This is a genomic window from Sulfitobacter noctilucae (assembly GCF_000622365.1).
Lineage (GTDB): Bacteria > Pseudomonadota > Alphaproteobacteria > Rhodobacterales > Rhodobacteraceae > Sulfitobacter > Sulfitobacter noctilucae.
Genome location: NZ_JASC01000013.1, coordinates 109,403 through 134,727, shown reverse-complemented (window position 1 = coordinate 134,727; position 25,325 = coordinate 109,403). Strand labels below are relative to the sequence as shown.

Here is a 25,325-nt window from a genome sequence, read left to right as displayed (position 1 = left end):
GATCCTTGGCTCAGGAATAGAATGTCACGAACGTCCCGCTGTCGGTCAGTTCGATCTGTACGTTGATGCCCATCAGCGCTGCGGTTTCCCCGATCATCGCTTCGTTCTCGCCCAGCGACAGCGCGCTATTCTCGTCCGTCATGGATAAGGTCAGCCCCAATTCGCGCATGCTGTGCTGCAAGACGGTCTTTAGGCGATGTGAATACATCACTGGTGGCATGGCGGCTCCTTGATGGGCCCGCGAAATATTGCGGGTGGGATGCAGCGTACTACTCAATATGGTAGGACGCCAACCCTCGAGGCCTAGGGAAACCGACTTTTTCCGCAGAATCCGGCATGTCGCGGCAGCGAAATCGCACAAGGGGGGTGGGTTGCATTTCAAAGGGGTGCCAAGTAGCAGAGGTCAGACGTATTTCGAAGGTGCCCGATGGACGATCTCAAGCAAAAATACCTGAGCCAGATTGCAGATGCCGGTGACGAGTCGGTGTTGGAAGACATCCGGTTGGCTGCCGTTGGCAAAAAGGGTGAAGTCGCGCTGAAAATGCGCGAGTTGGGCAAGATGACACCCGAGGAACGGCAGGTCGCCGGGCCCGCGCTGAACGCGCTGAAAGACGAGATCAACTCGGCGCTGGCGGCCAAGAAAGCGGCCCTGGGTGACGCGGCCTTGGACGAGCGTTTGCGGTCCGAATGGCTGGACGTGACGCTGCCCGTGCGCGCGCAGCGGGTGGGCTCGATCCATCCGGTGTCTCAGGTCACAGAAGAATTGACCGCAATCTTTGCTGAGATGGGGTTTTCCGTTGCCGAAGGGCCGCGAATTGATACCGACTGGTACAACTTTGACGCGTTGAACATCCCCGGCCACCACCCCGCGCGTGCCGAGATGGACACGTTTTACATGGCGCGCGCGGAAGGCGACGACCGCCCGCCGCATGTGCTACGCACCCATACATCGCCGGTGCAGATCCGCACGATGGAGAAAGAGGGCGCGCCGCTGCGCATCATCTGTCCGGGTGGGGTGTACCGCGCTGACTATGACCAGACGCATACGCCGATGTTCCATCAGGTCGAGGGGCTGGCGATCGACAAAGACATCTCCATGGCGAACCTGAAGTGGACGCTTGAGGAGTTTTTCAGCGCGTTCTTCGAGATTGACGGGATCAAAACCCGCTTCCGCGCCTCCCACTTCCCGTTCACGGAGCCGTCGGCAGAGGTCGATATCCAGTGTTCATGGGTCGACGGGCAGTTGCGGATCGGTGAAGGCGACGGCTGGATGGAAGTCCTCGGCTCCGGCATGGTGCACCCCAAGGTGCTGGCGGCGGGCGGGATCGACCCGGATGTCTGGCAGGGGTTTGCTTTCGGCATGGGGATCGACCGGATCGCGATGCTGAAATACGGCGTGCCGGATTTGCGGGCGTTCTTTGATAGTGATCTGCGCTGGTTGCGGCATTATGGGTTCGCGAGTTTGGATCAGCCGAATTTGCACGGTGGGTTGAGTAGGTAGCGGCGGTCGCTTGATGCAGCTGTTCCGACACGAGACACGGCAATCGACCGAAGAGGCCAAACAGCTTTTTGCTGTCTTTGAACTGCTGCACACCCTCGCTGACTTTGGAGCAGCAACGCTGTTCATCATCGGCTCCATCATGTTCTTTTTCGATCAGTGGGTCACCTTCGGCACTTGGTTGTTCCTCGTGGGGTCCATTTTGTTTGCCCTCAAACCAACACTGAAGCTGTGGCGCGAAATCCGGCTGTACCGGATGAAAGAGTATCAAACGCTTGCCAAGCGGGATCGGTAGTCCCGACGGGTCGGTCTACCGCAGGGTTGCTTGAATTGTCCGCTGGGCGACCCGCGACCCGCGCGGCAAATCACGTTGAAACCCAGCGCATTTGGCGATACCGAAGCCCTCAAGCATATGCACGAGGGATGACCCATGAAATTCACGCTGTCTTGGCTCAAAGACCATTTGGACACGCAGGCCTCTGTCGAGGAGATTTGCGAGACGCTGACCGATCTTGGCCTTGAGGTCGAAGGGGTTGAGGATCGCGGGGCGAAGCTGCGCGATTTTACCATTGGCTATGTGAAGTCTGCGGAGAAACATCCCGATGCGGACCGTCTGAACGTCTGTCAGGTCGAGACGGATGAGGGCGTGATGCAGATCATCTGTGGTGCGCCCAATGCGCGGGCGGGCATCACCGTGGTTGTTGCGAAGCCGGGCGTCTATGTCCCGGGGATCGATACGACCATCGGCGTAGGCAAAATTCGTGGTGTCGAGAGTTTTGGTATGATGGCCTCCGAGCGCGAGATGGAGCTGTCGGAAGAGCATGACGGGATCATTGAGTTGCCGTCGGGCGAGGTGGGGCAGTCCTTTGTCGATTGGCTCGCTGCAAATGATCCGGCAAAGGTCGATCCGGTGATCGAGATTGCGATCACACCGAACCGCCCCGATGCGCTGGGCGTGCGCGGCATTGCGCGTGATCTGGCCGCACGGGGGCTGGGCACGCTGAAAGCGCGGGATGTCGAGCCGGTTCAGGGCACATTCTCATGTCCGATTTCGGTGAGCATTGACGATGATACGCTGGAGCAGTGCCCGGTGTTCTACGGACGCGTCATCAAGGGCGTGAAGAACGGGCCGTCACCTGCGTGGTTGCAGGATGCGTTGCGGGCCATCGGGTTGCGGCCGATTTCCTTCCTTGTCGATGTAACGAACTTCTTCACCTATGACCGCAACCGCCCTTTGCACGTTTTTGACGCGGACAAGGTTGCGGGCGATGCCCTGCGCATCCACCGCGCCAAAGGTGGTGAGACGCTGATGGCGCTGGATGATAAAGAGTATACGTTTGACGAAGGCATGACGCTGATCTCAGATGCCAATGGTGTCGAGAGCATCGCGGGTGTTATGGGCGGGCTTGCCTCCGGCTGTACGGCGGAAACGACGAATGTGTTTGTCGAGGCGGCCTATTTCGATCCGGTGCGCACGGCCTATACGGGCCGCGCGCTCAAGATCAATTCGGATGCGCGGTACCGGTTCGAGCGAGGCATTGATCCGGCGTGGACGCCGCACGGGATCGAACATGCCACGCGGATGATTTTGGACCATGCGGGCGGTGAAGCGTCAGAAGTGGTGGTTGCGGGCGCGATTCCGGACACATCCCGCGCTTACAAGCTCGATACGGATCGAGTGCAGTCACTGGTGGGCATGAGTATCCCGGCGGACACCCAGCGCGAGACGCTGACGGCGCTTGGCTTCACCATCGAAGGCGATATGGCCCATGTGCCAAGCTGGCGGCCCGATGTGCAGGGCAGCGCCGATCTCGTGGAGGAAGTCGCGCGGATTGCATCGCTGACCAAGCTGGAAGGCGTGCCGTTGCCTCGTTTGACGACGGGGGTGCCACGGCCCATCCTGTCGCCAGCGCAGCGGCGGATCACAGCAGCGCGGCGTGCAGTTGCGGCGCTGGGCTACAACGAATGTGTGACCTACAGTTTCATTGATCAGGCTTCTGCGGCGCTGTTTGGCGGTGGCACCGATGCGACCCGGTTGGAAAACCCCATCAGCGCCGAGATGAGCCATATGCGGCCCGCGCTCTTGCCCGGTCTGTTGCAAGCAGCGGCGCGCAATCAGGCGCGGGGCTTTGCCGATATGGCGCTGTTCGAGGTCGGACCGGCCTTTAGCGGTGGTGAACCGGGCGAGCAGCAGACGCTGGTCAGTGGATTGTTGACTGGACGGACGGGGCCAAAAGACGTGCACGGCGCGTCGCGTGCGGTCGATGTCTATGACGTCAAGGCCGACGCCGAAGCCGTGTTGGCCGCAATGGGCGCACCTGCCAAGGTACAGATCCTGCGCGATGCGGATGACGGCTGGCATCCGGGGCGGCATGGCAAAATCTGTCTGGGGCCGAAAAAGGTGCTGGGCATTTTCGGTGAAGTGCACCCGAAAATCCTTGCGGCGATGGACGTGAAAGGGCCAGCGATGGCTTTTTCCCTCTGGCCGGATGCGGTGCCTTTGCCACGCAAGTCGGGGGCCACACGCCCGGCACTCAAGATCAGCGATTTGCAAGCGGTCGAGCGGGACTTCGCCTTTGTTGTTGATGCACAGGTCGAGGCGCTGACGCTGGTCAATGCCGCGATGGGTGCGGACAAGGCGCTGATCGAAGATGTGTGCATCTTTGACGAATTCATCGGTGGCAGCCTTGGCGAGGGCAAGAAATCCCTTGCGATTACAGTCCGGATGCAGCCCGTGGGCGAGACGCTGAAAGACAAGGACATCGAGGCTGTCGGGGCCAAGGTGGTTGAGAAAGTGACCAAAGCGACTGGCGGTACCCTGCGGGGATAGGGGCCGCACCGGTGGCACAAGAAGGAGACGATCCATGATTGATGCCGCCGGTTTCTGGGACAAGCACGCTGCGAAATACGCTCAGGCGAAGATCCGTAATACGGAAGCCTATGAATACACGCTGGGCCGCACGCGTAGTTTTTTGAACGCATCAGACCGTGTGCTCGAGATCGGCTGCGGGACCGGATCGACGGCTTTGGCGCTGGCTGCAAATGTGCAGTCGATCACCGGCACGGATGTATCGCCCGCGATGATCGAAATCGCTAAGGACAAGGCAGCGGATCAACGGTCCGAGAATGCCACGTTTCAGGTCATGTCGGCCGAGGAAGCTGTGGCTCTTGATGCGCCTTTCGATGTGGTGATGGGGTTTAATATCTTCCATCTGACGGATGACCCCAAGACGCTGTTTGCCGCGATACACAAGCAGCTTGCCCCCGGTGGATATTTCATCTCGAAAACGCCTTGTCTAGCGGAGCCGTCCATCGGCCTGAAACGCTTTGCCATCCGCGCCATCATTCCGGTGATGCAGCTTATCGGGAAGGCCCCGTTGGTGCATTGCCTGACGAACGCCGATGTGGACCGAATGATCACCGAGGCGGGATTCGAGATTGTCGAGGCGGGCAATTATCCGGCGATGTCACGCTATGTCGTGGCGCGGCGGGTTTAGCGGGCTATGTGCCGGGACGATGATAGAAAAGAAGGGTTTGAACATGCTTAAGGTTTATCTGTCGGGAGAAATTCATACCGATTGGCGCGAACAGATTGTGGAAGGGGCCAAAGGGTTGGACGTGTCGTTCAACAGCCCCGTTACCGATCATGCGGCAAGCGATGATTGTGGTGTGACCATCCTTGGGGCCGAACCGGACAAGTTCTGGCATGACCGCAAAGGGGCGCAGATGAATGCGATCCGCACACGCAAGGGGATTGAGGATGCGGATGTGGTCGTCGTACGATTTGGCGACCAATACAAACAGTGGAACGCCGCTTTTGATGCGGGCTATGCGGCGGCCCTTGGCAAGTCGTTGATCATCCTGCACGGCCCCGATCATGCCCATGCGCTGAAAGAAGTGGATGCCGCCGCGCTGGCCGTCGCGTCAGAGCCTGCACAGGTGGTGCAGATTCTGCGCTATGTTTTGACGGGCAGTTTGCCGGGCTAGGGTGCGCCTTAGTCGCGCGGTGGGGTGACCAGACCGGTCTGCACCGCAGGACGGGCGGTGAAACGCTCCAGATAGTCCACCAAATTGCGGTTGTCTTCCCAACCGACCGCCTCTTTGGCACCGTAGAAATCGAGCGAGCGAAGCCAGGGGGCGATGGCCATATCCGCGATCGAATATTCCCCCGCGACCCAGTCTTTGCCCGCCAGTTCAAGGTTCAGCACGGCCAGAAGCCGCTTGGCCTCGGCGATATAGCGTTCTTGCGGGCGCTTGTCTTCCCAGTTTGAGCCGGCGAATTTGTAGAAAAACCCAAGCTGGCCAAACATCGGGCCCAAGCCCCCCATCTGGAACATCAGCCACTGGATGATCTGGGCTTTCTCGCTCGCGGTGCTTCCGATGAACTTGCCTGATTTCTCAGCGAGATAGATCAGGATCGCACCGGATTCGAACAGGCCAAGGGGCGCATCGTCCGGCCCATTGGGGTCAATGATCGCGGGAATCTTGTTGTTGGGGTTCAGCGACAGGAATTCCGGGCTTTTCACATCTGCATCCGACAGGGTGACTTTGTGCGCCTCATAGGGAATGCCCATCTCTTCCAAGGCGATAGATACCTTCACGCCATTGGGCGTTGGAAAGGAATAGAGTTGCAGAACATCGGAATTCTGCGCGGGCCACCGGTTGGTGATCGGGAATGCGGATAAGTCGGCCATCTGCTGCTCCTACTGCGTTATATGACGGAACTTAGACTCCTTTCCCCCTAAAAACAGTCTTCACCATGCGTCGCGATGTGTTAATTGCTTAGCATCGACGATCTGGCGCAAAAAAATGGTAGCTGGACGCGCAACCAAAGGGACAGAAGAATGATTCAAGAATTTAAGGATTTTATTGCCAAGGGCAATGTGATGGACCTTGCTGTGGGTATCATCATCGGTGCGGCGTTTACAGCGATCGTGACGTCGCTGGTCGGTGACCTGATCAACCCACTGATTGGTCTGGTTCTGGGTGGTGTTGATTTCACCTCTATGTATTTGGTTTTGTCGGGCGATGTGCCTGCTGGTGTCGGGCTTGAGCCTGCACGCGAGAGCGGGGCGGCGATCTTTGCTTACGGAGCCTTTATCACCGCCTGTATCAACTTCCTGATCATCGCCTTTGTCGTGTTCATGCTGGTGAAATTCGTGAACCGTCTCAAGGCAGCTGCGGAAAAGCCGGACGAAGTGGCACCCGAAGTGGAGACTGGCCCATCCGAGCTGGACGTACTGTTGGAAATCCGCGATTCTCTCAAAAAATAATCGAGCAGATAAACGAGGGGAAAGGCGGGGTTTATTCCCGCCTTTTTTCGTTCTAGACCCCCGCCTGACGCGAGGATCCACCGCATGACCAGCGCACTGCGCATCGCAAAAGCCAGCATCGGCGTCGGCCTGACGGTTCTGGCGATAAAAACGCTAGCCTGGTGGGTCACGGGATCAATCGCGCTGTTTTCCGATGCGCTGGAAAGCATTGTCAACGTGGCGACGGCTACGGCTGCGTTGGTTGCGCTGCGGGTGGCGCACCGCCCTGCGGACGACAAACACCCCTTCGGGCATCACAAGGCGGAATATGTCAGCGCTGTGCTGGAAGGGGTTCTGATTGTTCTGGCGGCGGTGCTGATCATGCGGTCCTCGGTTCTGGGACTGCTGAACCCGCAGCCACTGGATGCTCCGTTTGCGGGGCTGGCGATCAACCTGATTGCGTCGATCATCAACGGCGTCTGGGCCTTTGTCCTGCTGCGGGCCGGGCGTGAACATACGTCACCTGCCTTGGCCGCGGACGGGCGGCATCTGATGTCGGATGTGGTGTCATCGGTCGGCGTGACCATCGGCGTAGCGGCGGCAGTGCTGACGGGCTGGCTCTGGCTTGATCCGGTGTTGGCGGCGATGGTCGCGGTCAACGTGTTGTGGTCCGGCTGGATCGTCATTCGCGGATCGGTAGGCGGGCTGATGGACGAATCGGTGCCGGAGATGGATCTGGAGAAGATGAGGGCACTGGTGCTGGATAGCGCGAAAGGGGCCATCGAGGCGCATGATCTGAGGGCGCGTCATGCTGGAGCGGCGACGTTCATCGAATTTCATCTGGTGGTGCCGGAGGACATGACCGTGTTCGACGCGCATGTGATCTGTGACCGGGTGGAAGCCGCGCTGCGCGACGGGATCGACCATTGCACCGTCACCATCCATGTAGAGCCGGAGCATAAGGCCAAGCCGTCGGCCGCGCTGGTGATCTGATCGGGTGCCGCACGGTCGCGCGACACCGGCATTTCAGGATCAGGCCTTGAGAGCCTGCTCGGGGGCAAGCACATCTATGCCAAGCGCCTTGCCGACGGCGTCATACGTCACTTGACCTGCATGAACATTTAGCCCGTTCAGCAAATGGGCATCATCTGTGCAAGCCTGCCGCCAGCCTTTGTTCGCCAGATCGAGCATAAAGGGCATGGTGGCGTTGCCCAGCGCGATGGTTGACGTGCGTGCGACCGCGCCCGGCATATTGGCCACGCAATAGTGCATGATCCCGTCCACTTCATAGATCGGGTTCTGATGGGTGGTGGCTTTAGACGTCTCGAAACAGCCGCCTTGGTCAATGGCGACGTCCACCAGCACTGCGCCGGGTTTAAGTTCGCTTAACTGCGCGCGGCTGATAAGTTTGGGAGCCGCAGCGCCGGGGATCAGAACGGCACCGATGATCATATCCGCCTCGCGGGCCAGTTCGATGGTGTTCGCGGCAGAGGCATAACGAGTTTTGAACACGCCGCCGTAGATGTCATCAAGATAGCGCATCCGTGGCAAGGAACGGTCAAGTACGGTGACATCTGCGCCCATACCGGCAGCGATTCGGGCAGCATGGGTGCCGACAACCCCACCACCGATGACCATCACAGTCGCAGGCCCAACGCCCGGCACGCCACCCATCAGCACACCGCGCCCGCCGTTCGCTTTTTGCAAGGTCCATGCGCCGACTTGCGGGGCTAAACGGCCTGCAACTTCGGACATGGGGGCCAGCAGTGGAAGGCCGCCCATGCGGTCGGTCACGGTTTCGTAGGCAATTGCGGTACAGCCGCTTTGCATCAGGTCGCGGGTTTGGTCGGGGTCAGGCGCAAGGTGCAGATAGGTGAACAGCACTTGCCCCTCGCGCAACATCTTGCGCTCGCCGGGCTGGGGTTCCTTGACCTTGACGATCATGTCCGCGCTGGCAAAGACTTCTTCGGCGGTGTCGATGATTGTCGCGCCCGCTGCGGTATATTGCGCATCGTCAAAGCCGGCACCAATGCCTGCATTCCGTTCAATAATCACCTGATGACCCGCGTTCACGGCCTCAAGTGCCGCGCTGGGTGTGACGCCTACGCGAAATTCCTGTGGTTTGATCTCTTTTGGGCAGCCTATTTTCATGGTGTTGTCCTTGGGTTGACGTTTGGCAGATGCATAAAGCGTTTGACCTGCAAAGCGGGACGAATTTTATTGGTGTTGACCCCGCCTGACGCAATAATATCGCTCAAAGATTGGTGCAGGCGCGATAGGAGTGCACAGATGAGCTTGGATGAAATCGATCGCCGCATACTACGTGCGCTGCAACGCAACGGAAGGCTGTCCAATGCGGAACTGTCCGATGATGTGCATCTGTCGCCCTCGGCCTGCCACCGCCGTGTACAACGGATGGAGAAGGACGGCTATATCGGGGGCTATGTGGCACTCGTTGACCCGCGCAAGCTGGGGGTGCCCACAACAGTTTTTGTGGAGATCACACTGAGCGGTCAGGCGGATGAGGTACTGGATGCCTTCGAGCGGTCGGTGGCGCGTATCCCTGATGTGCTGGAATGTCATCTGATGGCCGGGTCGGCGGACTATCTGCTCAAAGTCGTGGCGCAAGATACCGAGGACTTTGCGCGCATTCACAGGCAGTATCTGGCGCGTTTGCCCGGTGTGCAGGGGATGCAATCAAGCTTTGCCCTGCGGACAGTATGCAAGACAACAGCCTTGCCGGTTTAGGACGGGCGGGGGCCTGCCCTGATGGCAGGGTTGGTTCAATCGCGGGGATGTAGGGGCAACACCGCAAGCCGCAGCACACCCCTTATGCAGGGAGATTTGATGCCAGACACAAGGCGGCTTAAACCCCGACTGCTTGTGATGTGCAGATGGTCGTGCTGCTCTGTGATGGATGGTAGAAAAGAAAAACCCCCGCAACCTGACGGAGCGGGGGTTCTGAGTCTCGGCAATCACAAAGGATGATTTACATCATGCCTTCGCGCTGCAATTTCTTACGCGCCAGTTTGCGGGCACGGCGGATCGCTTCTGCTTTCTCGCGCGCTTTTTTCTCGGACGGCTTCTCGAAATGTTGCTTGAGCTTCATTTCACGGAAAACGCCTTCGCGCTGGAGCTTTTTCTTCAGAGCCCGAAGGGCCTGATCGACATTGTTGTCGCGAACACTAACCTGCATGTGGTTGTCACCACCTTTCTGGATAAAGTTGCAATGATTTGCAGGAAATCGGCCTATATCAAGGTTAGAATAGTTTGTCGAGTCTCTCGACAGTAGCGACAGGAGCAAAATATGTCTGATCCCAAAGCGCAGTTACTTGATGCCGCCTTGCTGAACGTTCCCTTCGACGGGTGGTCGGAAGCGACGTTCAATGCGGCCATCCGCGACAGCGATGTAGAGCCGACCGTTGCGCGTGCGATATGCCCGCGCGGTGCGGTCGATCTGGCGGTGGCCTATCATAAAAGGGGCGATGCGCAGATGCTGGCTGCGCTCAAGGCTGAAGACCTGAAAGAGATGCGGTTTCGTGACCGGATCGCACGGGCCGTGCGCCTGCGGCTTGAGGTGGCGGGTGACAAGGAAGCCGTCCGGCGCGGCACGACGCTTTTTGCGCTGCCGCAATATGCACCGGACGGGGCCAAGCTGATCTGGGGTACGGCTGACGAGATATGGCAGGCTCTGGGCGACACCTCGGATGACGTCAATTGGTACACCAAGCGCGCCACGCTTAGCGGGGTCTATTCTGCCACTGTTCTCTATTGGTTGGGCGACAACAGTGAAGACCATGCAGCGACTTGGGCTTTTCTGGACAGGCGCATCGATAACGTGATGCAAATCGAAAAGCTAAAGGCGCAGGTCAGGGACAACCCGGCCCTGAGCAAGCTGATGGCCGGGCCAAACTGGCTGGCAAGCAAGATCAAGGCCCCCACACGGTTCCCCAAAACGGATTTCCCCGGATCGTGGACCGCACCGCGGGATTAAAGGGCCAGCATCAGGGTGAGGGCGAGCAAAGCCGAGACGCCCAGGTTGGCAAGCACAACGGGATGCATGGTCCAAAGAGCGGGTGCCGTTGCGAGTTTGTACAGAATTTGCAGCGGAAACAGCGTAAAGCCAATGGCGCGGGCGATGTCAGTATTGCCCAGCCCCATCTGTACCAGACCATATAGGCTGACCAATCCAATGGCCGCGTAAACGCATGCCAGAATGCGTCGCGCCGGAGTGTCCGGACCGTAGACTTCTGTCATGCCGGGATGATTGCGCGATATGGCAGAGGCCAGCATGAACGTAATCAACACATTGGCGATGAAGGACAGAGCGAATAAAAGCATAGAGAGGAGTTAGTCTGCTACTTGATGCCGTCCACCCCCCGCGTCTTTACATCGGGGGGTGACCTGTTAGTCAGCAATCATCGCCGCAAATGACTGATGATGCATGACCATCTCGCCTCCCCCTTTGATCGCACTGAATGATGTCAGCTTTGCCCCCGATGGCAAGCAGGTGCTTGGTCCGCTTTCCCTACAGGCGGACGCGCGGCGTATCGGCATCGTCGGGCGGAACGGGTCGGGAAAAACCACAATGGCGCGGTTGCTGTCCGGTTTGATCGCACCGGACACGGGCAAGGTGCACATCGCAGGCGTGGATGTGGCGAAAGACCGCAAAAAAGCCTTGGGCAGTGTCGGTATTCTTTTCCAGAACCCGGATCACCAGATCATATTTCCCACCGTGGAAGAAGAGATCGCCTTTGGCCTGACGCAGATGGGGCAGGGCAAAGCGCAGGTTGCTGCGGGGGTGCAAGGCATTCTTGTACGGTTTGGCAAGGCCCATTGGGCCAAGGCCGCGATCCACCAGTTGTCACAAGGCCAGCGGCAGTTGGTCTGTCTGATGTCGGTGCTGGCGATGGCACCCGCGGTGATCGTGCTGGACGAACCTTTTGCCGGGCTGGATATTCCGACCACGCGGCAGTTGCAGCGTATTCTGGACGGGCTTGAGGTGACCTTGGTGATGATCACCCATGACCCCGCGATGCTGCGAGAATATGAGCGGGTGATCTGGCTTGAGGCCGGTGCCGTTGTGCAAGATGGTGCTGCCCAACCGGTGCTTGCAGCGTTTGAAGCGCAGATGGCACAGATCGGGGACGGCGATGATCTCTCTCACCTCGCCGGTTGAAACGGCGGCACACCACTGGCCTGCCGGACGCAAGCTTGCATTGCTGTGCGGGGCGACGCTTGTGCTTTTCGCCGTTCAGTCTTTGGGCTTGCAAGCATTGATCCTTTGCGGAGTGGTGGTGCTTTATGCCTTGCCGGGGGTGCAGTTTGCCAAGGCGGGAGCTGCGCGGTTGCGGGTTCTGTGGCCTTTCGTTCTGCTTATTATTGTCTGGCATGCGGTCATCGGGGATCTCGCGGGTGGCCTTGCGCTTGTGTTGCGGATGCTGTCGGCAGTGGCGCTGGCCAATCTGGTGACAATGACCACCCGCCTGAGCGATATGATGGGGGTGATGCGCTGGATGCTTGCACCGTTGGCGCGGCTTGGCTTTCCGGTGCGCAGGGCCGAACTGGCCGCAGCACTGATGATCCGTTTTGCCCCGGTGCTTGCAGAAAAAGGGCGGCTTTTGACGCTCGCATGGCACGCCCGGTCTGCGCGGCGGCCGGGTTGGCGGGTGTTGATCCCCTTCGCAGTGGTCGCCATCGACGACGCCGAACATGTGGCCGAAGCCCTGCGCGCGCGCGGCGGCATTTAGGGGACCCGCTTCACGGTTAGCCGTTGAAGCCTCGCGATCCTTCGCCTACTCCTGCGGCCAGAGAAAATTAAAGGAAGACCCATGGAACGCCAAATCGCCCTTATCGCTGTCTTCGCTGCACTGATCGCAGCGCTTGGCCTGATGCCAACACTTATGCTGGCCTCTGGCGTGCCGATCTCGGCGCAAAGCCTTGGTGTCATGCTTTGCGGTACGGTTCTGGGCGCTACGCGTGGCGGGCTGGCGGCATTGCTGTTCGTGGTGCTTGTCGCGCTGGGCCTGCCGCTCTTGGCTGGCGGGCGCGGTGGTTTGGGCGCTTTTGCCTCCCCGACCGTTGGCTTTATCGTGGGCTTTCCTATCGCAGCCTTTACCACCGGCTACATCATGGAGCAAACGCGCCGTTTGCCTGTGGGGGTTGCGGCAGCTGTTGCGGCGGCCGTCGGTGGTATTATCGTGCTTTATATTTTTGGCATCGCCGGCTTTATGCTGGTGTTGCAACGCGGGTTGCTCGAAACAATCGGCATTCTGGGTGTTTATATTCCCGGTGACTTGATCAAAGTTGTTCTGACAGCATTGATCACAGCCGGTCTTTTGCGCGCGCGCCCCGGCAGCGTGCTGTCGCGACAGAGCTGACGGATAAGGTGCATCCGCTGCGCCAGAAACCTATGCTGACGGCAATAACGAATGGGAGAAAAAAATGAGCGAGACGATGAAAGCTGTTGAAATCACCAAAGCGGGCGGTCCGGATGTGCTGCAGCTGACCGAACGGCCGATGCCACAGCCAAAGCACGGACAGGTGGTGATCAAGGTGGCCTTTGCCGGGGTGAACCGGCCGGATGCGCTCCAGCGTGCGGGCATGTATGCGCCGCCTCCGACAGCGAGCGATCTGCCGGGTCTTGAGGCTTCGGGCGAGGTTGTCGCGATTGGCGATGGCGTGTCTGATCTGGCCGTGGGTGACAAGGTCTGTGCGTTGCTGCCGGGCGGTGGCTATGCTGAATATGTCGCCACACCAGCGGCTCATTGTTTGCCCGTGCCAGAGGGCATGGGTATGAAAGAAGCCGCCTGCCTGCCCGAGACGTTCTTTACCGTCTGGTCCAACGTCTTCATGCGTGGCGGTTTGAAAGCAGGCGAGCGGTTTTTGGTGCACGGCGGTTCGTCCGGTATCGGAACAACCGCGATCCAATTGGGCCATGCGTTCGGCGCACGGGTGTTCGTGACGGCTGGCACAGATGCCAAATGCGCGGCCTGCGTTGATTTGGGGGCGGAAGCGGCAATCAACTACCGCGATTCGGATTTTGTCGATGTGCTGCAAGCCGAAGGCGGCGCGGACCTGATCCTCGATATGGTGGGGGGGGCCTATATCCCCCGGAACATTCAGACCCTCGCGGAAGACGGCCGACTGGTGCAGATCGCTTTCCTTCAAGGCCCGAAGGTAGAGGTGAATTTCGCAACGCTGATGACCCGGCGGCTGACGATGACCGGGTCCACCTTGCGCCCGCAAAGCGATCTAGCAAAGGCCCGCATCGCCCAGGAATTGCGCGAAGCGGTTTGGCCCTTGCTGGATGCCGGACGGATCGCGCCGGTTATGGATAGCGAATATGCGATGGAAGACGCGGCAGATGCCCATACGCGTATGGAAAGCAGCGGCCACATCGGCAAGATCGTCTTGCGCATCGGCGGCTGATCCAAAGGACGCAGGCAAGCCTGCGACACGTCTTGTTGTTCGACCGTAGCGGCGGGAACGCTGAAGCATCTGAGGCCTGAGCGGGTTGATGGTGCGGACGGTATATAAGGCCAAAAAGAGAGGGGATACCTGGTATCTCCTCTCTTCCTTCGAGAACGCAAAGGCTCTCTCTCCTTGGCACGGAACATAGGCTCCGCAGCCTGCTCCGCTCACAAAGTAAACCCGATTTTGGTTAATAAGACCTTTCTCTTTTTGGCCTTATATACCGTCCGCACTTTCCACCCGTGCAAGTGTCCGAGTTCAGCGTATCGGGCTGAAAATCGCGTCTTTGAGGCTGCAATCCCGTACAACATCTTGCCCGCAGGGAACCGGCTCCAGTGTTTTGGATAGGCAAATGCGCGCCTCTTGTATCTGGCGGTTGTTGCAGGTGATGGTCACGCCGTCGGCTTCCATCGACGGATTGGCCTTTAGAAAAGCTTCCTCGATGACCGATGCTGGCAGATTGACTGAACGCTTCAATTGCCGGAAGATCTCCGGCCGCACAACACGGGCGTAGGCTTCGCGCGACAGAGTGTAATAGTCCGTGGCGGACAGTCCTGTGCAGGTGCCGTGTTTTTTCCATTGATGCCAGGCCAGCCCGCTGGTGCCCATGATATCGGCCATTTGCGCCGTCATGCCGCGAGACGGAGGGCGCTTGGCTGTTTGGCAAAAGGATGGATATCCGCGGTGAAACTGAGGCCAGAGGCCGTGCATGATCCAGCCGTGGCCGGTGCCCGTATCGCACTGCGGTGAGTTGCGGGCATCACCTTCGCGCAGACACCAGTTGGGCGACCAGCTCAGCGCCAGAACATAATAGTCGAAGGTGCCCGGGCGGTCGCCTTCGGCATGCAACGTGCTGGACAGGGCGATGAGTGCGGCCGTAAGGCCTCCGAAGAGCCTGCGCATTGGGTCTTTCCTTATCATTTCTGCATCAGTATAAGGCCGATAAGTTCCCCGACAATGGAAACCGTTTCGGCCCGCCGAGACAGCCCTTTTCAGGCGACGGGAAAGTTGTGTTCTGAAGGAGAGATCAACATGGCAAAACCGATTATGGCCAAAGCGACTGCGGTTTGGCTGGTCGATAATACGACCATCAGTTTCAAGCAGATCGCCGATTTTGTCGGCATGCACGAGTTGGAAGTCCAGGGCATTGCTGATGGTGATGTCGCGCAGGGCGTCAAAGGGTTTGACCCGATTGCCAACAACCAGCTGACGCAGGCCGATATTGATGCAGCGCAAGACAGCCCGCTGCATAAGCTGGAGCTGAAATTTAACGCCGCTGCGCAGGGCGAAGAGAAACGGCGCGGGCCACGCTATACGCCGCTCAGCAAGCGGCAGGACCGGCCTGCATCCATTCTGTGGCTGGTGAAATTCCACCCTGAACTGACCGATGGTCAGATTGGCAAACTGGTGGGTACAACCAAGCCAACGATTCAGGCGATCCGTGAGCGGACGCATTGGAACATCGCGAATATCCAGCCTATTGACCCAGTTGCCCTTGGCCTGTGCAAACAATCCGAACTGGACGCTGCCGTGCAAAAAGCCGCCGCCAAAAAGGCAGCTGCCGGTGACGTGATGAGCGATGATGAGCGCCGCAAGTTGGTCAGCACAGAGCAGAGCCTCGGCATGGAGGCTGAGCCCAAAATTCCCACGGCCATCGAAGGTCTGGAGACTTTCACGCTTGCAGGCGATGAAATGGTCGAAGAGGATGAGAAAGACACCAGCGATTATTCTGACGCGGACAGTTTCTTTTCCTTGCCCGACGGCGAAAAGGAAAATGACGAGGATGATAAATCGTCCTGATCACATGAGGCTGCGCCGGGAGTGGCGCGGTTTACTCATTGTTAAAAGGGGTGTGGGGGTGAACCCTGCGCCCCTTTTGCGCGTTAAGGCCCTGAATAAAGGAAAGCCTACCCCATGAGCGTATTTCTTGATGTGCTGCTTTGGACCATGGTGGTCCTGCTTACCATCGCATCTGTATTGCCGATCACGAAAATGCCCGTTGGTTTTATCCGAAGCCTCGATTTTCCCAAGGAGCAGTTTTTCGCGATGTCGGTGGGTCTCGCGGGACTGGCGTATTTCGCACGTCCTGATTGGCTCTGGGGCTTTGGCGGTTTGGTATTTGCCCTGCTCGCCGGCATGCAATTGATATATATCGTAAAGTTCACGCCTGTGTGGCCGCGGCAATCGACCCGTGCCTCCGGCGCATTGGCTGAAGATAGTGACAAACACGTCAGTATGCTTGCGGTGAATGTGAAAAAATCCAACCGAAACTACGACGCGTTGACCCAGATGGTGCGACGCAATGGGCCGGATATTGTCATGGCCATCGAAGTGGATGACGATTGGATCGCCGCGCTGAAAGCCGACTTGGGCGGCATGTTCGATCACTGGATCGACGTGCCCAAGGACAATGGCTATGGCATCTGCGTGATGTCAAAGTTGCGCTTGATCGGGCCGGAAGTGCGCGAATTGATCGTGCAGGATGTGCCCTCTATCCGGACCGAGGTGCGCCTGCGCTCGGGCAAGGCATTCCGGCTTTACGTTGTGCATCCCGAACCGCCGACGATACATCATGACACCAAAGGACGGGACAGCGAAATTGCCATCATCGGGCTGGAAGCATCCAAGGACCCCTTGCCGTCGATCGTCACGGGGGATTTGAACGATGTGGCCTGGTCCACGACCACCCGGCGGTTTCAGCGCTTGTCCGGCTTGCTGGATCCGCGCGTAGGGCGCGGTTTTTACAACACGTTCAGCGCGACGATGCCGTGGATGCGCTGGCCGCTGGATCATCTTTTTCATGATCCGGCTTTCCGGCTGATTAAAATGACCCGTTTGGGCAAGGTCGGATCAGATCATTTTCCGATGTGGTTCGTTTTGGCTCTTGGAGGGGAAAACGATAATGCGGTGGACCCCGGCGAGGCGGATGCAGAAGAAAAGATGGAGACACGGCGCATGATCGTGGAAGAGCGCAAGCGCGACCGTGAGCCGATTGGCAGCGATTGGGAAGATGAGTGACGGCGTGCCGCAGGCGTGATCTGTCTCTTGCGATAAATCACGGATGCTATAAAATGGCCGCATAGTTCAACTGCCAATTGATCCGGGAGATGAAGTCGGAAGACAGACCGCGGTTGCCGGATTTCCGGAAAACTCTACAGATCCTTGAACGTGCATACCATTCCGCCGCTGGATGCGACCGTAAGTGAACGGCTGGCGTCGCGGGGGATCAGGCCGTCTGCTTTGGGAGGAGCAGGCGGCCACTTAATTTGTAGACAGCAAAGTGAAATTAAAGCGCTTTGCGCGCCCGCATGGCGGCGGTGATGGTACCGTCGTCCAGATAATCCAGCTCTCCGCCGATCGGCACGCCTTGGGCCAGTGATGTCAGGCGGACCTGTCCGTCCAGCTGATCGGCGATGTAATGGGCTGTTGTCTGGCCATCAATGGTTGCGTTCAGCGCAAGGATCACTTCGGTGACGTTTTCTGTGCTGATCCGATCCATCAGGCGCGGGATGCGTAACTCTTGCGGACCAATGGCGTCGAGCGCCGACAACGTGCCACCAAGCACATGATAGCGACCTTTAAACACCGCGGACCGTTCCATCGCCCAAAGGTCTGCCACATCCTCGACCACGCAAAGCTCGCCATTGGCGCGTTTTTCAGAGGTGCATATGTCGCAGACGTCAGTGGTGCCGACATTGCCGCAATTCAGGCATTCGCGTGCGGTGGCCGCGACCGTCTGCATCAGATCGGCAAGCGGTGTCAGCAATAGTGCCCGCTTGCGGATCATATGCAGCACCGCGCGGCGGGCCGACCGGGGGCCAAGCCCCGGCAGCTTTGCCATCATCTCGATCAGTGCGTCGATCTCGCGGGTCGAACTCACGCCGTGGCCTTTTGAAGTGGCAGACGCATTCAGAAGGGCAGCTTCATGTCCGCAGGCAGGCCCATGCCTTCGGTCAGCTTTGACATTTCTTCCTGTGCGCGTTCCGTCGCCTTGGCCTGTGCATCCTTGATTGCCGCAAGGATGAGGTCTTCGACGACTTCCTTGTCATCGCCGTTGAAAATCGACGGATCAATGTCGAGACCTTTCAATTCGCCCTTGGCGGTGCAGGTCGCTTTGACCAGTCCGGCACCGCTTTCGCCTTCAACCGTGATATTGGCCATTTCCTCTTGCATCTGGGCCATCTTGCCCTGCATTTCCTGGGCTTTCTTCATCATGCCGGCCATATCGCCAAGCGCACCTAGTCCTTTGAGCATTGCTCTCTCCTTATTCGTGTTTACGACATCCGGTCTTGCCGGGGTGTGGTGTAGATAATCATTGCGATACATATTGCAGCCACCGCGCCGATGAACAAGGCGGGTGAGCCGATGCATCCTTCGGATATAGCCTGTTGGCGGATGCTGTCATGGCCGCCGTAAAACGCGACCATCGATACCCAGAGCGTCCAGCCCACCACAACCGCGAGGCCTCCCCATTGACTGCGAAAGCGAAAGGCGAGGGCGGAGGCGAGGATCAGAACCAAGGACACGGGTGTACCGGCCAAGCCGATGAATTCGTCCCAGAGCGTGGCGGGTGCGGGACCGCCCCAAAGGGGGCGGACCTTGTCGCAGACCTCGGCCATGGCAGCGCCGGGCAGAATGGTGGCGAGGATCACTCCTCTTCGAAGGGATCCCATTCGTCCTCCACTTCCGGCAGCGCCTCTTCCACTGCCTGTGCGGCGATGTCTTCGGGCGTACGAATTGCGGTGATCCGCGCTTTGGGGAATTGTGCGAGGACGGCTTGCATCAGCGGGTGATCCCGCGCCTCTTGTTCCAGTGCGATGGCCTTGGCATCGGTAATCTCGGCGATGGTTTTCGCCCCGCCTTCGTTCACCACCGTGACAGCCCAGCGGTTGCCGGTCCAGCCTTGCAGCCGGTGACCGAGGCGCTGTGCCAGATCGCGCGGGGCGTTTTCGGTGGGCACGAATTCGATGCGACCGGGCTGATAGGCGGCAAGGCGCAGGGTGGTCTCCACCTCGACCAGCAGCTTCACATCGCGGTTTGCGCGGATCAGTTCGACCACATGCTCGAATGTGGGAAAGCGCGCCAGGGCAGCGTCGGGGTCTTGCGCAAGGGCGGTGGCCTGCCCGTTCTGCTGCGGTGCGCTTGCCATGCGGCTTTGCGCCTGTTGCACAGCCTGCGCGCCGCCGGATGGGCCTGCCGAAGACCCACCGCCGGAGGGGGATGCAGCCGCAGGTGGCGGCGTCGTGTTGTTCAGCTTGCGCACCAGTTCTTCGGGGCTGGGCAGGTCAGCCACATGGGTCAGGCGGATGATCGCCATCTCGGCGGCCATCATTGCGTTGGGAGCCGCGGCAACTTCGTCCAGCGCCTTGAGTAGCATCTGCCACAAGCGGGTCAGCACCCGCATCGGCAGGTTTTCGGCCATTTCCAACCCGCGGCTGCGTTCTTCGGGCGATATGGTGGGGTCTTCGGCGGCATCTGGTGTGATCTTGACCACCGACACCCAGTGGGTGATCTCGGCCAGATCGCGCAGCACCGCCATCGGGTCGGCACCGTCTGCGTATTGGCCGGAAAGTTCGGTCAGCGCACCGGCGGCATCGCCGCGCAGGATCATGTCAAAAAGGTCAAGGACGCGGCCGCGATCTGCCAGCCCCAGCATGGCACGGACCTGATCGGCGGTGGTTTCGCCTGCGCCGTGGCTGATCGCCTGATCCAGCAAGGATGTGGCGTCGCGCGCCGACCCTTCGGCAGCGCGGGTGATCAGCGCCAGCGCGTCCTCGGCAATCTCGGCCCCTTCGGCACTGGCGATCTTGCGCATCAGCGCGATCATCACCTCGGGCTCGATCCGGCGCAGATCAAAGCGCTGGCAACGCGACAGGACCGTCACAGGAACCTTGCGGATTTCGGTGGTGGCGAAGATGAATTTGACGTGCTCGGGCGGCTCTTCCAGCGTTTTCAGGAGTGCGTTGAAGGCACCGGTCGACAGCATGTGCACTTCGTCGATGATATAGACTTTGTAGCGGGCCGATGCCGCGCGGTAATGCACCGAATCGATGATTTCGCGGATGTTGGCGACACCGGTGTTGGAGGCGGCGTCCATCTCCATCACGTCGACATGGCGGCCTTCCATGATCGCCACACAGTGTTCGCACGCGCCGCAAGGTTCTGTTGTGGGCCCGCCCGTGCCATCCGGACCGATACAGTTCATGCCTTTGGCAATGATCCGCGCCGTGGTGGTTTTGCCCGTGCCACGAATGCCGGTCATGACAAAGGCCTGCGCGATGCGGTCTGCTTCGAACGCATTTTTCAGCGTGCGCACCATGGCATCCTGCCCCACCAGATCGGCAAAGGTTTCAGGCCGGTATTTGCGGGCAAGGACGCGGTAGGCGGGGGTGTCGGACATGCGGTCTCCAGCGGGGATTCGGATGAGATGTCTAAGGGTATGCGTAGCGGCGGGGCGCGTAAACCTGCCCTATAGCGCCCAGAGGATGCCGCCGACTGCCACAGCGCCAAAGGCAAAGACCACCGACAGGATGCGCATCCGGTTGCGAGGCTGTGCATGTGCTTCATTATCTGTGAGGCGGCCGAGCGTCATACAGGCGGCGTCTTGTGCGGCCCAGAAGATATAAACCGCCAGTACGATAAAGATTGTGGCGATAGATTTTGCGACCCATGTGGGGTCGAATTCACCGAACACGGCCCTTAACCCAACGGCAAGCGCGACAGCGGCCATGCCGGTTCGCATCCACCCGGCAAAAGTCCGTTCGTTCGCCAGTATCGTGCGATCCTCGGCCCAGTCGGTACGGTCTTTTGCCAATTCATTGCTACTACTCATTGAACTATTGTGTGGCGTGCGGGTTGGCCTGACAATAGGCGAAATTATGCAAAGGGGGCTGTCATGCGGCTTAAGGGAATCAGACGGAGCCGGAATGTGGAAGTGCGGCGCGGAAGTGGGCGTCGTGCGGGAAAGGCTGGTGGCTTTGGTTTGGTTGGTGTTCTGGCCGTTCTGGCGATTGGATATTTTACCGGTATTGACGTCTCGCCGCTGTTGCAGGGAAGTGGTGCGCCGCAAACCCAGCAAAGCGCGCCTGTCAGTGCAGAAGACAGTGGTGCGACGCAATTTTCGGCACAGGTGCTGGCCACGACAGAAGACGTCTGGAGCAAGATATTCCAGGAGCAGTTGGGCCGCGCGTATGTGCCGCCGCAGTTGGTCGTCTTCAGCGGTGTAACACAAAGCTCTTGCGGCGGTGCCTCGGGCGCTAGTGGCCCGTTCTACTGTCCCGCTGACAACAAAGCATACCTTGATACGCAGTTCTTCAACATGCTGAGTCAGCGCATGGGCGCAGGAGGCGATTTTGCTGCCGCCTATGTGATTGCACATGAAGTTGCGCATCATGTGCAGAACCAGCTTGGTATTTTGCCCAAGGTCAATGCCGCGCGTCAGCAATCCAGCACGGTAGAGGCAAACGCTCTGACGGTACGGTTGGAGTTGATGGCCGATTGCCTGTCGGGCATCTGGGCCACAAACGTGCGAGGGTTGATGGAAAAGGGTGATCTGGAAGAGGCGCTGAATGCTGCGCGAAAGATCGGAGATGATTATCTGCAACAGCAGGCCGGCCGTGTTCCGCAGCCGCATACCTTCACGCATGGCACATCAGCACAGCGCGAGCGTTGGTTTGCACGCGGATTCGAAACGGGCGCTGTGGGTGAATGCGACACGTTTGCCGCGCAGCAACTCTAGACGCCCTAGGGGGATACTGTTGTTGTTTAACAATAGGTTAAATTACTTGTGGGTAACGTGACTTGTGGGGAATGGGGCATGTTGGGGGCTTTGCCCTCTCGGGCGCATCCCGTGGATGCCCCTGCCGGGCCACCGCGCTTTTGCTTCGCAAAAGCGCTTGGGTGAGAGATTGATAACGACCCAAGCGGGACTCGTTGTGGCTGCTGCCTTCCGGCTCTGACCAGGTTGGCGAGGCGCTCGCCCGCACCAACCTCTCACCCTCCATATAGGACCGGATCAGAGCGGGTGCAAGTCATGGAGTTTGAGTGTCAAATGGGCAAAGCCATCCCCGTCCGTTCCCGTAAATTCCGGCTGCAAGTGAGCGATCTCGTCCAGAAAACTCAATGCGGATGGAGAGGTCTGGAAGCGGACCTGCAAAGGTTGCGGCACGGAGAAACGCCATGGTATTTCGAACCTGTCCGGCAGTCCTGCGTCAGCTTCGATGACCGCGGCCAGTGCATCGGACAGGGGCACGTCGCTTTTTAAGAGCATGCGGTTAGGGGGAAAGACCGTCCCGCCACCGCCCCCCGTAAGCCGAAACTGCTTTGTCACCAAAATGAAACGCTGATCAGAGGCAACAGCCGTGCCATTGTACGCAAGTGAGGTGATACGCTGACCCTCGGGGCGCGTGGGGTCAATGGTATAGTCCACGCCGAAGATTGTATCAAAGTCGAACGACGGGCGTCTGGTTTCCAGCAAAGGTTGGTTAGGCTTGTCGGGCGATAGGGCGCAATAGATCGACGCAGCATTCTCCAGCCAATCGCGCAGTTCTGCGCCGGTAATCCGAAGGGCGCAGATCTGGTTGGCATAGGGGCTGAGACCCGCCAAATGCCGGCGCAAAACTTCTCCCTTTGGAATGTGAAGATAGTGATCCGAACCGCCGCGCCCGCCTGCGGTATGAGCCGACGCTGTCGCAAGAATCGGAAGGTGCCGGTCCGCATGATCAGCCAATGCACGTTTGATAAGCCGACGTTTTGCCTCTGCTACCAAGGCGCTGGTTGCCGTCGGCGCGGCGAGCGAGAAAAAGTTGTGGATCGGGCGATCAATTTTTCCCACGGGCCGCGATAATCTACGTCTGGTCATGACATGCGCCGGGGTGAATATCTCGGTGATGCGCGGGTCGGGGGCAATTTGTTTGGTGTTGGCGCGCAGCTGTGCTTGATGGCTGTCAACCTGCCAGATGCCTTGCGCATTGCGCGATAGATCAAGATCCAGAACCGCAAGATCGGACCCGTCATAGCCGGGCATCGTCGCAGGACAGTCAGCAAGCGTGCCTCGGGTGATATCGGCACCGTCCACGCCGGCGTGATCCTTGCCTGGAAAGCGCAGATGCGTGTGACCTGCCACAACAGCATCAATCCCCGGCAGAGCGGCAAGTGTCAGCGCGCTTTGATCACTTGCGGATCGGTCCTCGACCCCGAAATGCGCGAGCAATATGACAATATCCGCCCCTTTCGCCCGAAGATCGGCAACTTGGCGGCACACACTTTCCCGGGCGTCCTGCACTTCCGCACGTCCGGCCAAAGTGTCTCGTGTCCACAGGGATGTCTGCTCTGGCAAGGCCGAGAGAATCCCGATGCGCAAATTATTGTCTGTGGTGTTGTCCTCGGATCTGATCTTTCGGGTAATGATCACGGATGGTTGCAGAGTGACATCGTCTGAGATGATCAGATTGCTGCTGATCCAGGGCGGAGTGCTGCATCTTGCCACATCGCGCAGGTAGGTCAGGCCGTAATCAAGATCGTGATTGCCGATACCGACTGCATCAAATCCCATGTGGTCGATGCATTGGACTACGGGATGGCGCGGTGTCACCTGCTGGGTCGCCAGCATATCGCCCAGAACAGAACCCTGAAGAAAATCCCCGTTGTCACACAAAATGCTGGTGCGGTGCTCTGCCTTCGCCTCGGCACGCGCTTCTGACGCCAACGTGGCCAGACCGGCCAACCCGTGGTGCGCCAGGGCTTTATCCCGCACATAGTCATAGCCCAGAAGCTGCATGTGGACATCTGTTGTCGCAAGCACCCGAAGGCGCGCTGTCAGACACCTTGACTGGCTCTGTCCGGCTTCCTTCTCATTGCTCTGGGCGGGTGCGAAGGCGTCTTTCATCGGAAATTGAGCGTACCAATACAACTAATGATTGCGCGGCAGTCAATCACGACAACCAAAATTATGCAAGCCTGCCTGCTTTAGCCGGATTGTGCCTTTGGGCCCAATGCAACACAAAGGCCGGACGAAGAGTTTGAGTGATTTAGGCGAGGAACGACAATGCGGCATGCGGAAACAGTGACATTCGGGGGATCCGCGTTGGACCGGGCGGGCGAGATCCGCAATAATGCGGCAGTGCTACGGTTTGCGCGGGCTGCCGCGGACAGCCGTGCAGTGCTGTTCTGGCGTGGCAAGCCGCTGATCCAGATGGGGCGGCCCGCTGGTTTGGTGCGCCTGCCAATGGATCACGAGGTGCTCGATCTGGCACGCGAAGAACCGATTCTGCTGGGGCGCGAGGACGGGGCTGCACGCTTTGCCTTTGATATCTCTGATTGGGAGCCGGAAGACCTGGACGCGGCCCAGTTGGGCGGCTTTCTGGACCCGAGCGAGCAAAGGCATCCGGCGCTGGGCGAGGACGTAGCCTTTGCAGAGTTGCGCCGGGTGATGACATGGCTGACACCGCGAGATGCGGAACTGGCTGCGACCGGCAAAGCGATCTTGAGTTGGCACGGCAGTCACGGTTTTTGTGCCACCTGCGGGGCGGCTACGCAGATCGGTCAGGCGGGATGGCAGCGCAAATGCCCGGCTTGCCATACCAGTCATTTTCCCCGCACCGACCCGGTTGTGATCATGCTGATCACCAAGGGCAATTCGGTCTTGATGGGGCGTTCTCCGGGCTGGCCACGCGGGATGTATTCGCTGCTGGCCGGTTTTGTGGAGCCGGGTGAGACACTCGAAGCCGCCGTGCGCCGCGAGGTTTTTGAAGAATCGGGCATCCGCGTCGGGGCTGTTAACTATCTTTCCAGTCAGCCTTGGCCTTTTCCTGCGTCGTTAATGTTTGGCTGTCAGGGTGAAGCCCTGAGTGAGGAGATCAACGTTGACCCGGTCGAAATCGAGGATGCGCTGTGGGTCACGCGCGAAGAGATGATGGATGTTTTTGCAGGCGAGCATCCGCAGATTCTTCCGGCCCGGAAGGGGGCCATTGCACACTTTCTACTAGAAAACTGGCTTGCGGATACTTTGGATTGAGGCGAGAAATAGTTAACAAGTGGTTAGTGGCGGCGAAAAGTGCATCAACAGATGCCGGTTCGCGGCTTCAAGTTGACCGTCGAGGCAG

Annotated in this window: 29 protein-coding genes and 1 other RNA gene; 17 read left to right on the top strand and 13 right to left on the bottom strand. The window is 59.0% G+C overall.

Features of this window, described 5'->3' with window-relative positions; translation table 11 throughout:
* Nucleotides 1-10: 10 nt before the first annotated feature.
* Entirely contained in the window at nucleotides 11-220 is a 210-nt protein-coding gene (locus Z945_RS0107395) for a hypothetical protein (RefSeq protein WP_152541090.1), read from the bottom strand.
* Between the two features lie 207 nt (nucleotides 221-427).
* Between Z945_RS0107395 and pheS the strand changes: the two genes are divergently transcribed.
* From pheS to Z945_RS0107370, 5 genes are all read left to right on the top strand, one after another.
* Nucleotides 428-1,501 carry a phenylalanine--tRNA ligase subunit alpha gene (pheS, locus tag Z945_RS0107390; RefSeq protein ID WP_025051461.1) on the top strand — a complete coding sequence of 358 codons (1,074 nt, stop codon included), beginning with the start codon at nucleotides 428-430 and terminating at the stop codon, nucleotides 1,499-1,501.
* A 13-nt stretch (nucleotides 1,502-1,514) separates the two neighbouring features.
* Nucleotides 1,515-1,793 (top strand): YrhK family protein, encoded by a 279-nt coding sequence (locus tag Z945_RS0107385; protein ID WP_025051460.1) that lies wholly within the window; start codon nucleotides 1,515-1,517, stop codon nucleotides 1,791-1,793.
* A 135-nt stretch (nucleotides 1,794-1,928) separates the two neighbouring features.
* Nucleotides 1,929-4,328: a phenylalanine--tRNA ligase subunit beta gene (gene pheT / locus Z945_RS0107380; protein ID WP_025051459.1), complete on the top strand. Its 2,400-nt coding sequence runs from the start codon at nucleotides 1,929-1,931 to the stop codon at nucleotides 4,326-4,328.
* Nucleotides 4,329-4,362: 34 nt separating this feature from the next.
* Entirely contained in the window at nucleotides 4,363-4,995 is a 633-nt protein-coding gene (locus tag Z945_RS0107375) for a class I SAM-dependent methyltransferase (RefSeq protein WP_025051458.1), read from the top strand.
* A gap of 43 nt (nucleotides 4,996-5,038) precedes the next feature.
* Entirely contained in the window at nucleotides 5,039-5,485 is a 447-nt protein-coding gene (locus Z945_RS0107370) for a YtoQ family protein (protein WP_025051457.1), read from the top strand.
* A gap of 8 nt (nucleotides 5,486-5,493) precedes the next feature.
* On the opposite strand, the gene Z945_RS0107365 is transcribed toward Z945_RS0107370, so the two are convergent.
* Nucleotides 5,494-6,192 carry a glutathione S-transferase family protein gene (locus Z945_RS0107365; RefSeq protein ID WP_025051456.1) on the bottom strand — a complete coding sequence of 233 codons (699 nt, stop codon included), beginning with the start codon at nucleotides 6,190-6,192 and terminating at the stop codon, nucleotides 5,494-5,496.
* 150 nt (nucleotides 6,193-6,342) lie between these two features.
* Between Z945_RS0107365 and mscL the strand changes: the two genes are divergently transcribed.
* Together mscL and Z945_RS0107355 are read left to right on the top strand one after the other, a co-directional pair.
* Nucleotides 6,343-6,771 carry a large conductance mechanosensitive channel protein MscL gene (mscL, locus tag Z945_RS0107360; protein ID WP_025051455.1) on the top strand — a complete coding sequence of 143 codons (429 nt, stop codon included), beginning with the start codon at nucleotides 6,343-6,345 and terminating at the stop codon, nucleotides 6,769-6,771.
* A gap of 84 nt (nucleotides 6,772-6,855) precedes the next feature.
* The gene (locus Z945_RS0107355; protein WP_025051454.1) at nucleotides 6,856-7,743 is read left to right on the top strand and encodes a cation diffusion facilitator family transporter; all 888 of its coding nucleotides are present in this window, start codon (nucleotides 6,856-6,858) and stop codon (nucleotides 7,741-7,743) included.
* Nucleotides 7,744-7,782: 39 nt separating this feature from the next.
* On the opposite strand, the gene ald is transcribed toward Z945_RS0107355, so the two are convergent.
* Nucleotides 7,783-8,901: an alanine dehydrogenase gene (gene ald / locus Z945_RS0107350; protein ID WP_025051453.1), complete on the bottom strand. Its 1,119-nt coding sequence runs from the start codon at nucleotides 8,899-8,901 to the stop codon at nucleotides 7,783-7,785.
* 138 nt (nucleotides 8,902-9,039) lie between these two features.
* Between ald and Z945_RS0107345 the strand changes: the two genes are divergently transcribed.
* A complete protein-coding gene (locus tag Z945_RS0107345; protein ID WP_025051452.1) occupies nucleotides 9,040-9,498 on the top strand; it encodes an Lrp/AsnC family transcriptional regulator in 459 nt (152 codons plus the stop codon).
* 241 nt (nucleotides 9,499-9,739) lie between these two features.
* Here Z945_RS0107345 and rpsU read toward each other — a convergent pair whose 3' ends face one another.
* The gene (rpsU, locus tag Z945_RS0107340) at nucleotides 9,740-9,946 is read right to left on the bottom strand and encodes a 30S ribosomal protein S21 (protein ID WP_025051451.1); all 207 of its coding nucleotides are present in this window, start codon (nucleotides 9,944-9,946) and stop codon (nucleotides 9,740-9,742) included.
* Nucleotides 9,947-10,057: 111 nt separating this feature from the next.
* On the opposite strand from rpsU, the gene Z945_RS0107335 reads away from it, so the two are divergent.
* Nucleotides 10,058-10,744 (top strand): COQ9 family protein, encoded by a 687-nt coding sequence (locus tag Z945_RS0107335; protein ID WP_025051450.1) that lies wholly within the window; start codon nucleotides 10,058-10,060, stop codon nucleotides 10,742-10,744.
* Here Z945_RS0107335 and Z945_RS19520 read toward each other — a convergent pair.
* Entirely contained in the window at nucleotides 10,741-11,091 is a 351-nt protein-coding gene (locus tag Z945_RS19520; RefSeq protein ID WP_025051449.1) for a hypothetical protein, read from the bottom strand. The genes Z945_RS0107335 and Z945_RS19520 overlap by 4 nt on opposite strands.
* 103 nt (nucleotides 11,092-11,194) lie before the next feature.
* Between Z945_RS19520 and Z945_RS0107325 the strand changes: the two genes are divergently transcribed.
* From Z945_RS0107325 to Z945_RS0107310, 4 genes are all read left to right on the top strand, one after another.
* Nucleotides 11,195-11,929, top strand: a complete 735-nt coding sequence (locus Z945_RS0107325; protein WP_037970770.1) for an energy-coupling factor ABC transporter ATP-binding protein — start codon at nucleotides 11,195-11,197, stop codon at nucleotides 11,927-11,929.
* Complete coding sequence (locus Z945_RS0107320) at nucleotides 11,904-12,500, top strand: energy-coupling factor transporter transmembrane component T family protein (RefSeq protein ID WP_025051447.1); 597 nt, start codon at nucleotides 11,904-11,906, stop codon at nucleotides 12,498-12,500. The genes Z945_RS0107325 and Z945_RS0107320 overlap by 26 nt, the downstream gene beginning before the upstream one ends.
* Before the next feature lie 81 nt (nucleotides 12,501-12,581).
* Nucleotides 12,582-13,130, top strand: coding sequence for a biotin transporter BioY (locus Z945_RS0107315; protein ID WP_025051446.1), 549 nt, complete (start codon nucleotides 12,582-12,584; stop codon nucleotides 13,128-13,130).
* A gap of 64 nt (nucleotides 13,131-13,194) precedes the next feature.
* A complete protein-coding gene (locus Z945_RS0107310) occupies nucleotides 13,195-14,181 on the top strand; it encodes an NAD(P)H-quinone oxidoreductase (protein WP_025051445.1) in 987 nt (328 codons plus the stop codon).
* 300 nt (nucleotides 14,182-14,481) lie between these two features.
* On the opposite strand, the gene Z945_RS0107305 is transcribed toward Z945_RS0107310, so the two are convergent.
* Nucleotides 14,482-15,126 (bottom strand): ribonuclease T2 family protein, encoded by a 645-nt coding sequence (locus tag Z945_RS0107305; protein WP_025051444.1) that lies wholly within the window; start codon nucleotides 15,124-15,126, stop codon nucleotides 14,482-14,484.
* Between the two features lie 129 nt (nucleotides 15,127-15,255).
* Between Z945_RS0107305 and Z945_RS0107300 the strand changes: the two genes are divergently transcribed.
* Nucleotides 15,256-16,023, top strand: a complete 768-nt coding sequence (locus Z945_RS0107300) for a DUF1013 domain-containing protein (protein ID WP_025051443.1) — start codon at nucleotides 15,256-15,258, stop codon at nucleotides 16,021-16,023.
* A 114-nt stretch (nucleotides 16,024-16,137) separates the two neighbouring features.
* Nucleotides 16,138-17,241: an endonuclease/exonuclease/phosphatase family protein gene (locus Z945_RS0107295; protein ID WP_025051442.1), complete on the top strand. Its 1,104-nt coding sequence runs from the start codon at nucleotides 16,138-16,140 to the stop codon at nucleotides 17,239-17,241.
* A 268-nt stretch (nucleotides 17,242-17,509) separates the two neighbouring features.
* On the opposite strand, the gene recR is transcribed toward Z945_RS0107295, so the two are convergent.
* From recR to Z945_RS0107270, 5 genes are all read right to left on the bottom strand, one after another.
* The gene (recR, locus tag Z945_RS0107290) at nucleotides 17,510-18,103 is read right to left on the bottom strand and encodes a recombination mediator RecR (protein WP_025051441.1); all 594 of its coding nucleotides are present in this window, start codon (nucleotides 18,101-18,103) and stop codon (nucleotides 17,510-17,512) included.
* A gap of 29 nt (nucleotides 18,104-18,132) precedes the next feature.
* Nucleotides 18,133-18,477, bottom strand: a complete 345-nt coding sequence (locus Z945_RS0107285; RefSeq protein WP_025051440.1) for a YbaB/EbfC family nucleoid-associated protein — start codon at nucleotides 18,475-18,477, stop codon at nucleotides 18,133-18,135.
* Nucleotides 18,478-18,497: 20 nt separating this feature from the next.
* A complete protein-coding gene (locus Z945_RS19515; protein ID WP_174412330.1) occupies nucleotides 18,498-18,896 on the bottom strand; it encodes a hypothetical protein in 399 nt (132 codons plus the stop codon).
* The gene (locus Z945_RS0107275; protein WP_025051438.1) at nucleotides 18,872-20,623 is read right to left on the bottom strand and encodes a DNA polymerase III subunit gamma/tau; all 1,752 of its coding nucleotides are present in this window, start codon (nucleotides 20,621-20,623) and stop codon (nucleotides 18,872-18,874) included. The genes Z945_RS19515 and Z945_RS0107275 overlap by 25 nt, the downstream gene beginning before the upstream one ends.
* A 69-nt stretch (nucleotides 20,624-20,692) precedes the next feature.
* On the bottom strand, nucleotides 20,693-21,055 hold the full coding sequence (locus Z945_RS0107270) for a DUF202 domain-containing protein (RefSeq protein WP_025051437.1): 363 nt from the start codon (nucleotides 21,053-21,055) through the stop codon (nucleotides 20,693-20,695).
* A gap of 63 nt (nucleotides 21,056-21,118) precedes the next feature.
* On the opposite strand from Z945_RS0107270, the gene ypfJ reads away from it, so the two are divergent.
* Nucleotides 21,119-21,961 carry a KPN_02809 family neutral zinc metallopeptidase gene (ypfJ, locus tag Z945_RS0107265; RefSeq protein ID WP_025051436.1) on the top strand — a complete coding sequence of 281 codons (843 nt, stop codon included), beginning with the start codon at nucleotides 21,119-21,121 and terminating at the stop codon, nucleotides 21,959-21,961.
* A gap of 159 nt (nucleotides 21,962-22,120) precedes the next feature.
* Here ypfJ and ffs read toward each other — a convergent pair.
* Nucleotides 22,121-22,218, bottom strand: an RNA gene (gene ffs, locus Z945_RS20305) — signal recognition particle sRNA small type.
* A gap of 19 nt (nucleotides 22,219-22,237) precedes the next feature.
* Nucleotides 22,238-24,109: a 5'-nucleotidase C-terminal domain-containing protein gene (locus Z945_RS19510; protein ID WP_025051435.1), complete on the bottom strand. Its 1,872-nt coding sequence runs from the start codon at nucleotides 24,107-24,109 to the stop codon at nucleotides 22,238-22,240.
* A 159-nt stretch (nucleotides 24,110-24,268) separates the two neighbouring features.
* On the opposite strand from Z945_RS19510, the gene nudC reads away from it, so the two are divergent.
* A complete protein-coding gene (gene nudC / locus Z945_RS0107255) occupies nucleotides 24,269-25,237 on the top strand; it encodes an NAD(+) diphosphatase (RefSeq protein ID WP_025051434.1) in 969 nt (322 codons plus the stop codon).
* Nucleotides 25,238-25,325: the final 88 nt, after the last annotated feature.

Excerpts from the sequence above, each read along its gene's own strand:
- Z945_RS0107385 (WP_025051460.1), top strand. The coding sequence starts at position 1,515 with ATGCAGCTGTTCCGACACGAGACACGGCAATCGACCGAAGAGGCCAAA.
- Z945_RS0107310 (WP_025051445.1), top strand. The coding sequence starts at position 13,195 with ATGAGCGAGACGATGAAAGCTGTTGAAATCACCAAAGCGGGCGGTCCG.
- Z945_RS0107305 (WP_025051444.1), bottom strand. The coding sequence starts at position 15,126 with ATGCGCAGGCTCTTCGGAGGCCTTACGGCCGCACTCATCGCCCTGTCC.
- mscL (WP_025051455.1), top strand. The coding sequence starts at position 6,343 with ATGATTCAAGAATTTAAGGATTTTATTGCCAAGGGCAATGTGATGGAC.
- Z945_RS0107270 (WP_025051437.1), bottom strand. The coding sequence starts at position 21,055 with ATGAGTAGTAGCAATGAATTGGCAAAAGACCGTACCGACTGGGCCGAG.
- Z945_RS0107325 (WP_037970770.1), top strand. The coding sequence starts at position 11,195 with ATGACCATCTCGCCTCCCCCTTTGATCGCACTGAATGATGTCAGCTTT.
- Z945_RS0107315 (WP_025051446.1), top strand. The coding sequence starts at position 12,582 with ATGGAACGCCAAATCGCCCTTATCGCTGTCTTCGCTGCACTGATCGCA.
- nudC (WP_025051434.1), top strand. The coding sequence starts at position 24,269 with ATGCGGCATGCGGAAACAGTGACATTCGGGGGATCCGCGTTGGACCGG.
- Z945_RS19515 (WP_174412330.1), bottom strand. The coding sequence starts at position 18,896 with ATGGGATCCCTTCGAAGAGGAGTGATCCTCGCCACCATTCTGCCCGGC.
- Z945_RS0107335 (WP_025051450.1), top strand. The coding sequence starts at position 10,058 with ATGTCTGATCCCAAAGCGCAGTTACTTGATGCCGCCTTGCTGAACGTT.
- pheT (WP_025051459.1), top strand. The coding sequence starts at position 1,929 with ATGAAATTCACGCTGTCTTGGCTCAAAGACCATTTGGACACGCAGGCC.
- ald (WP_025051453.1), bottom strand. The coding sequence starts at position 8,901 with ATGAAAATAGGCTGCCCAAAAGAGATCAAACCACAGGAATTTCGCGTA.
- Z945_RS0107355 (WP_025051454.1), top strand. The coding sequence starts at position 6,856 with ATGACCAGCGCACTGCGCATCGCAAAAGCCAGCATCGGCGTCGGCCTG.
- Z945_RS0107275 (WP_025051438.1), bottom strand. The coding sequence starts at position 20,623 with ATGTCCGACACCCCCGCCTACCGCGTCCTTGCCCGCAAATACCGGCCT.
- Z945_RS0107395 (WP_152541090.1), bottom strand. The coding sequence starts at position 220 with ATGCCACCAGTGATGTATTCACATCGCCTAAAGACCGTCTTGCAGCAC.
- Z945_RS0107300 (WP_025051443.1), top strand. The coding sequence starts at position 15,256 with ATGGCAAAACCGATTATGGCCAAAGCGACTGCGGTTTGGCTGGTCGAT.
- rpsU (WP_025051451.1), bottom strand. The coding sequence starts at position 9,946 with ATGCAGGTTAGTGTTCGCGACAACAATGTCGATCAGGCCCTTCGGGCT.
- Z945_RS19520 (WP_025051449.1), bottom strand. The coding sequence starts at position 11,091 with ATGCTTTTATTCGCTCTGTCCTTCATCGCCAATGTGTTGATTACGTTC.
- Z945_RS0107365 (WP_025051456.1), bottom strand. The coding sequence starts at position 6,192 with ATGGCCGACTTATCCGCATTCCCGATCACCAACCGGTGGCCCGCGCAG.
- ypfJ (WP_025051436.1), top strand. The coding sequence starts at position 21,119 with ATGCGGCTTAAGGGAATCAGACGGAGCCGGAATGTGGAAGTGCGGCGC.
- Z945_RS0107370 (WP_025051457.1), top strand. The coding sequence starts at position 5,039 with ATGCTTAAGGTTTATCTGTCGGGAGAAATTCATACCGATTGGCGCGAA.
- Z945_RS0107320 (WP_025051447.1), top strand. The coding sequence starts at position 11,904 with ATGATCTCTCTCACCTCGCCGGTTGAAACGGCGGCACACCACTGGCCT.
- Z945_RS0107295 (WP_025051442.1), top strand. The coding sequence starts at position 16,138 with ATGAGCGTATTTCTTGATGTGCTGCTTTGGACCATGGTGGTCCTGCTT.
- Z945_RS19510 (WP_025051435.1), bottom strand. The coding sequence starts at position 24,109 with ATGAAAGACGCCTTCGCACCCGCCCAGAGCAATGAGAAGGAAGCCGGA.
- Z945_RS0107375 (WP_025051458.1), top strand. The coding sequence starts at position 4,363 with ATGATTGATGCCGCCGGTTTCTGGGACAAGCACGCTGCGAAATACGCT.
- Z945_RS0107285 (WP_025051440.1), bottom strand. The coding sequence starts at position 18,477 with ATGCTCAAAGGACTAGGTGCGCTTGGCGATATGGCCGGCATGATGAAG.
- Z945_RS0107345 (WP_025051452.1), top strand. The coding sequence starts at position 9,040 with ATGAGCTTGGATGAAATCGATCGCCGCATACTACGTGCGCTGCAACGC.
- pheS (WP_025051461.1), top strand. The coding sequence starts at position 428 with ATGGACGATCTCAAGCAAAAATACCTGAGCCAGATTGCAGATGCCGGT.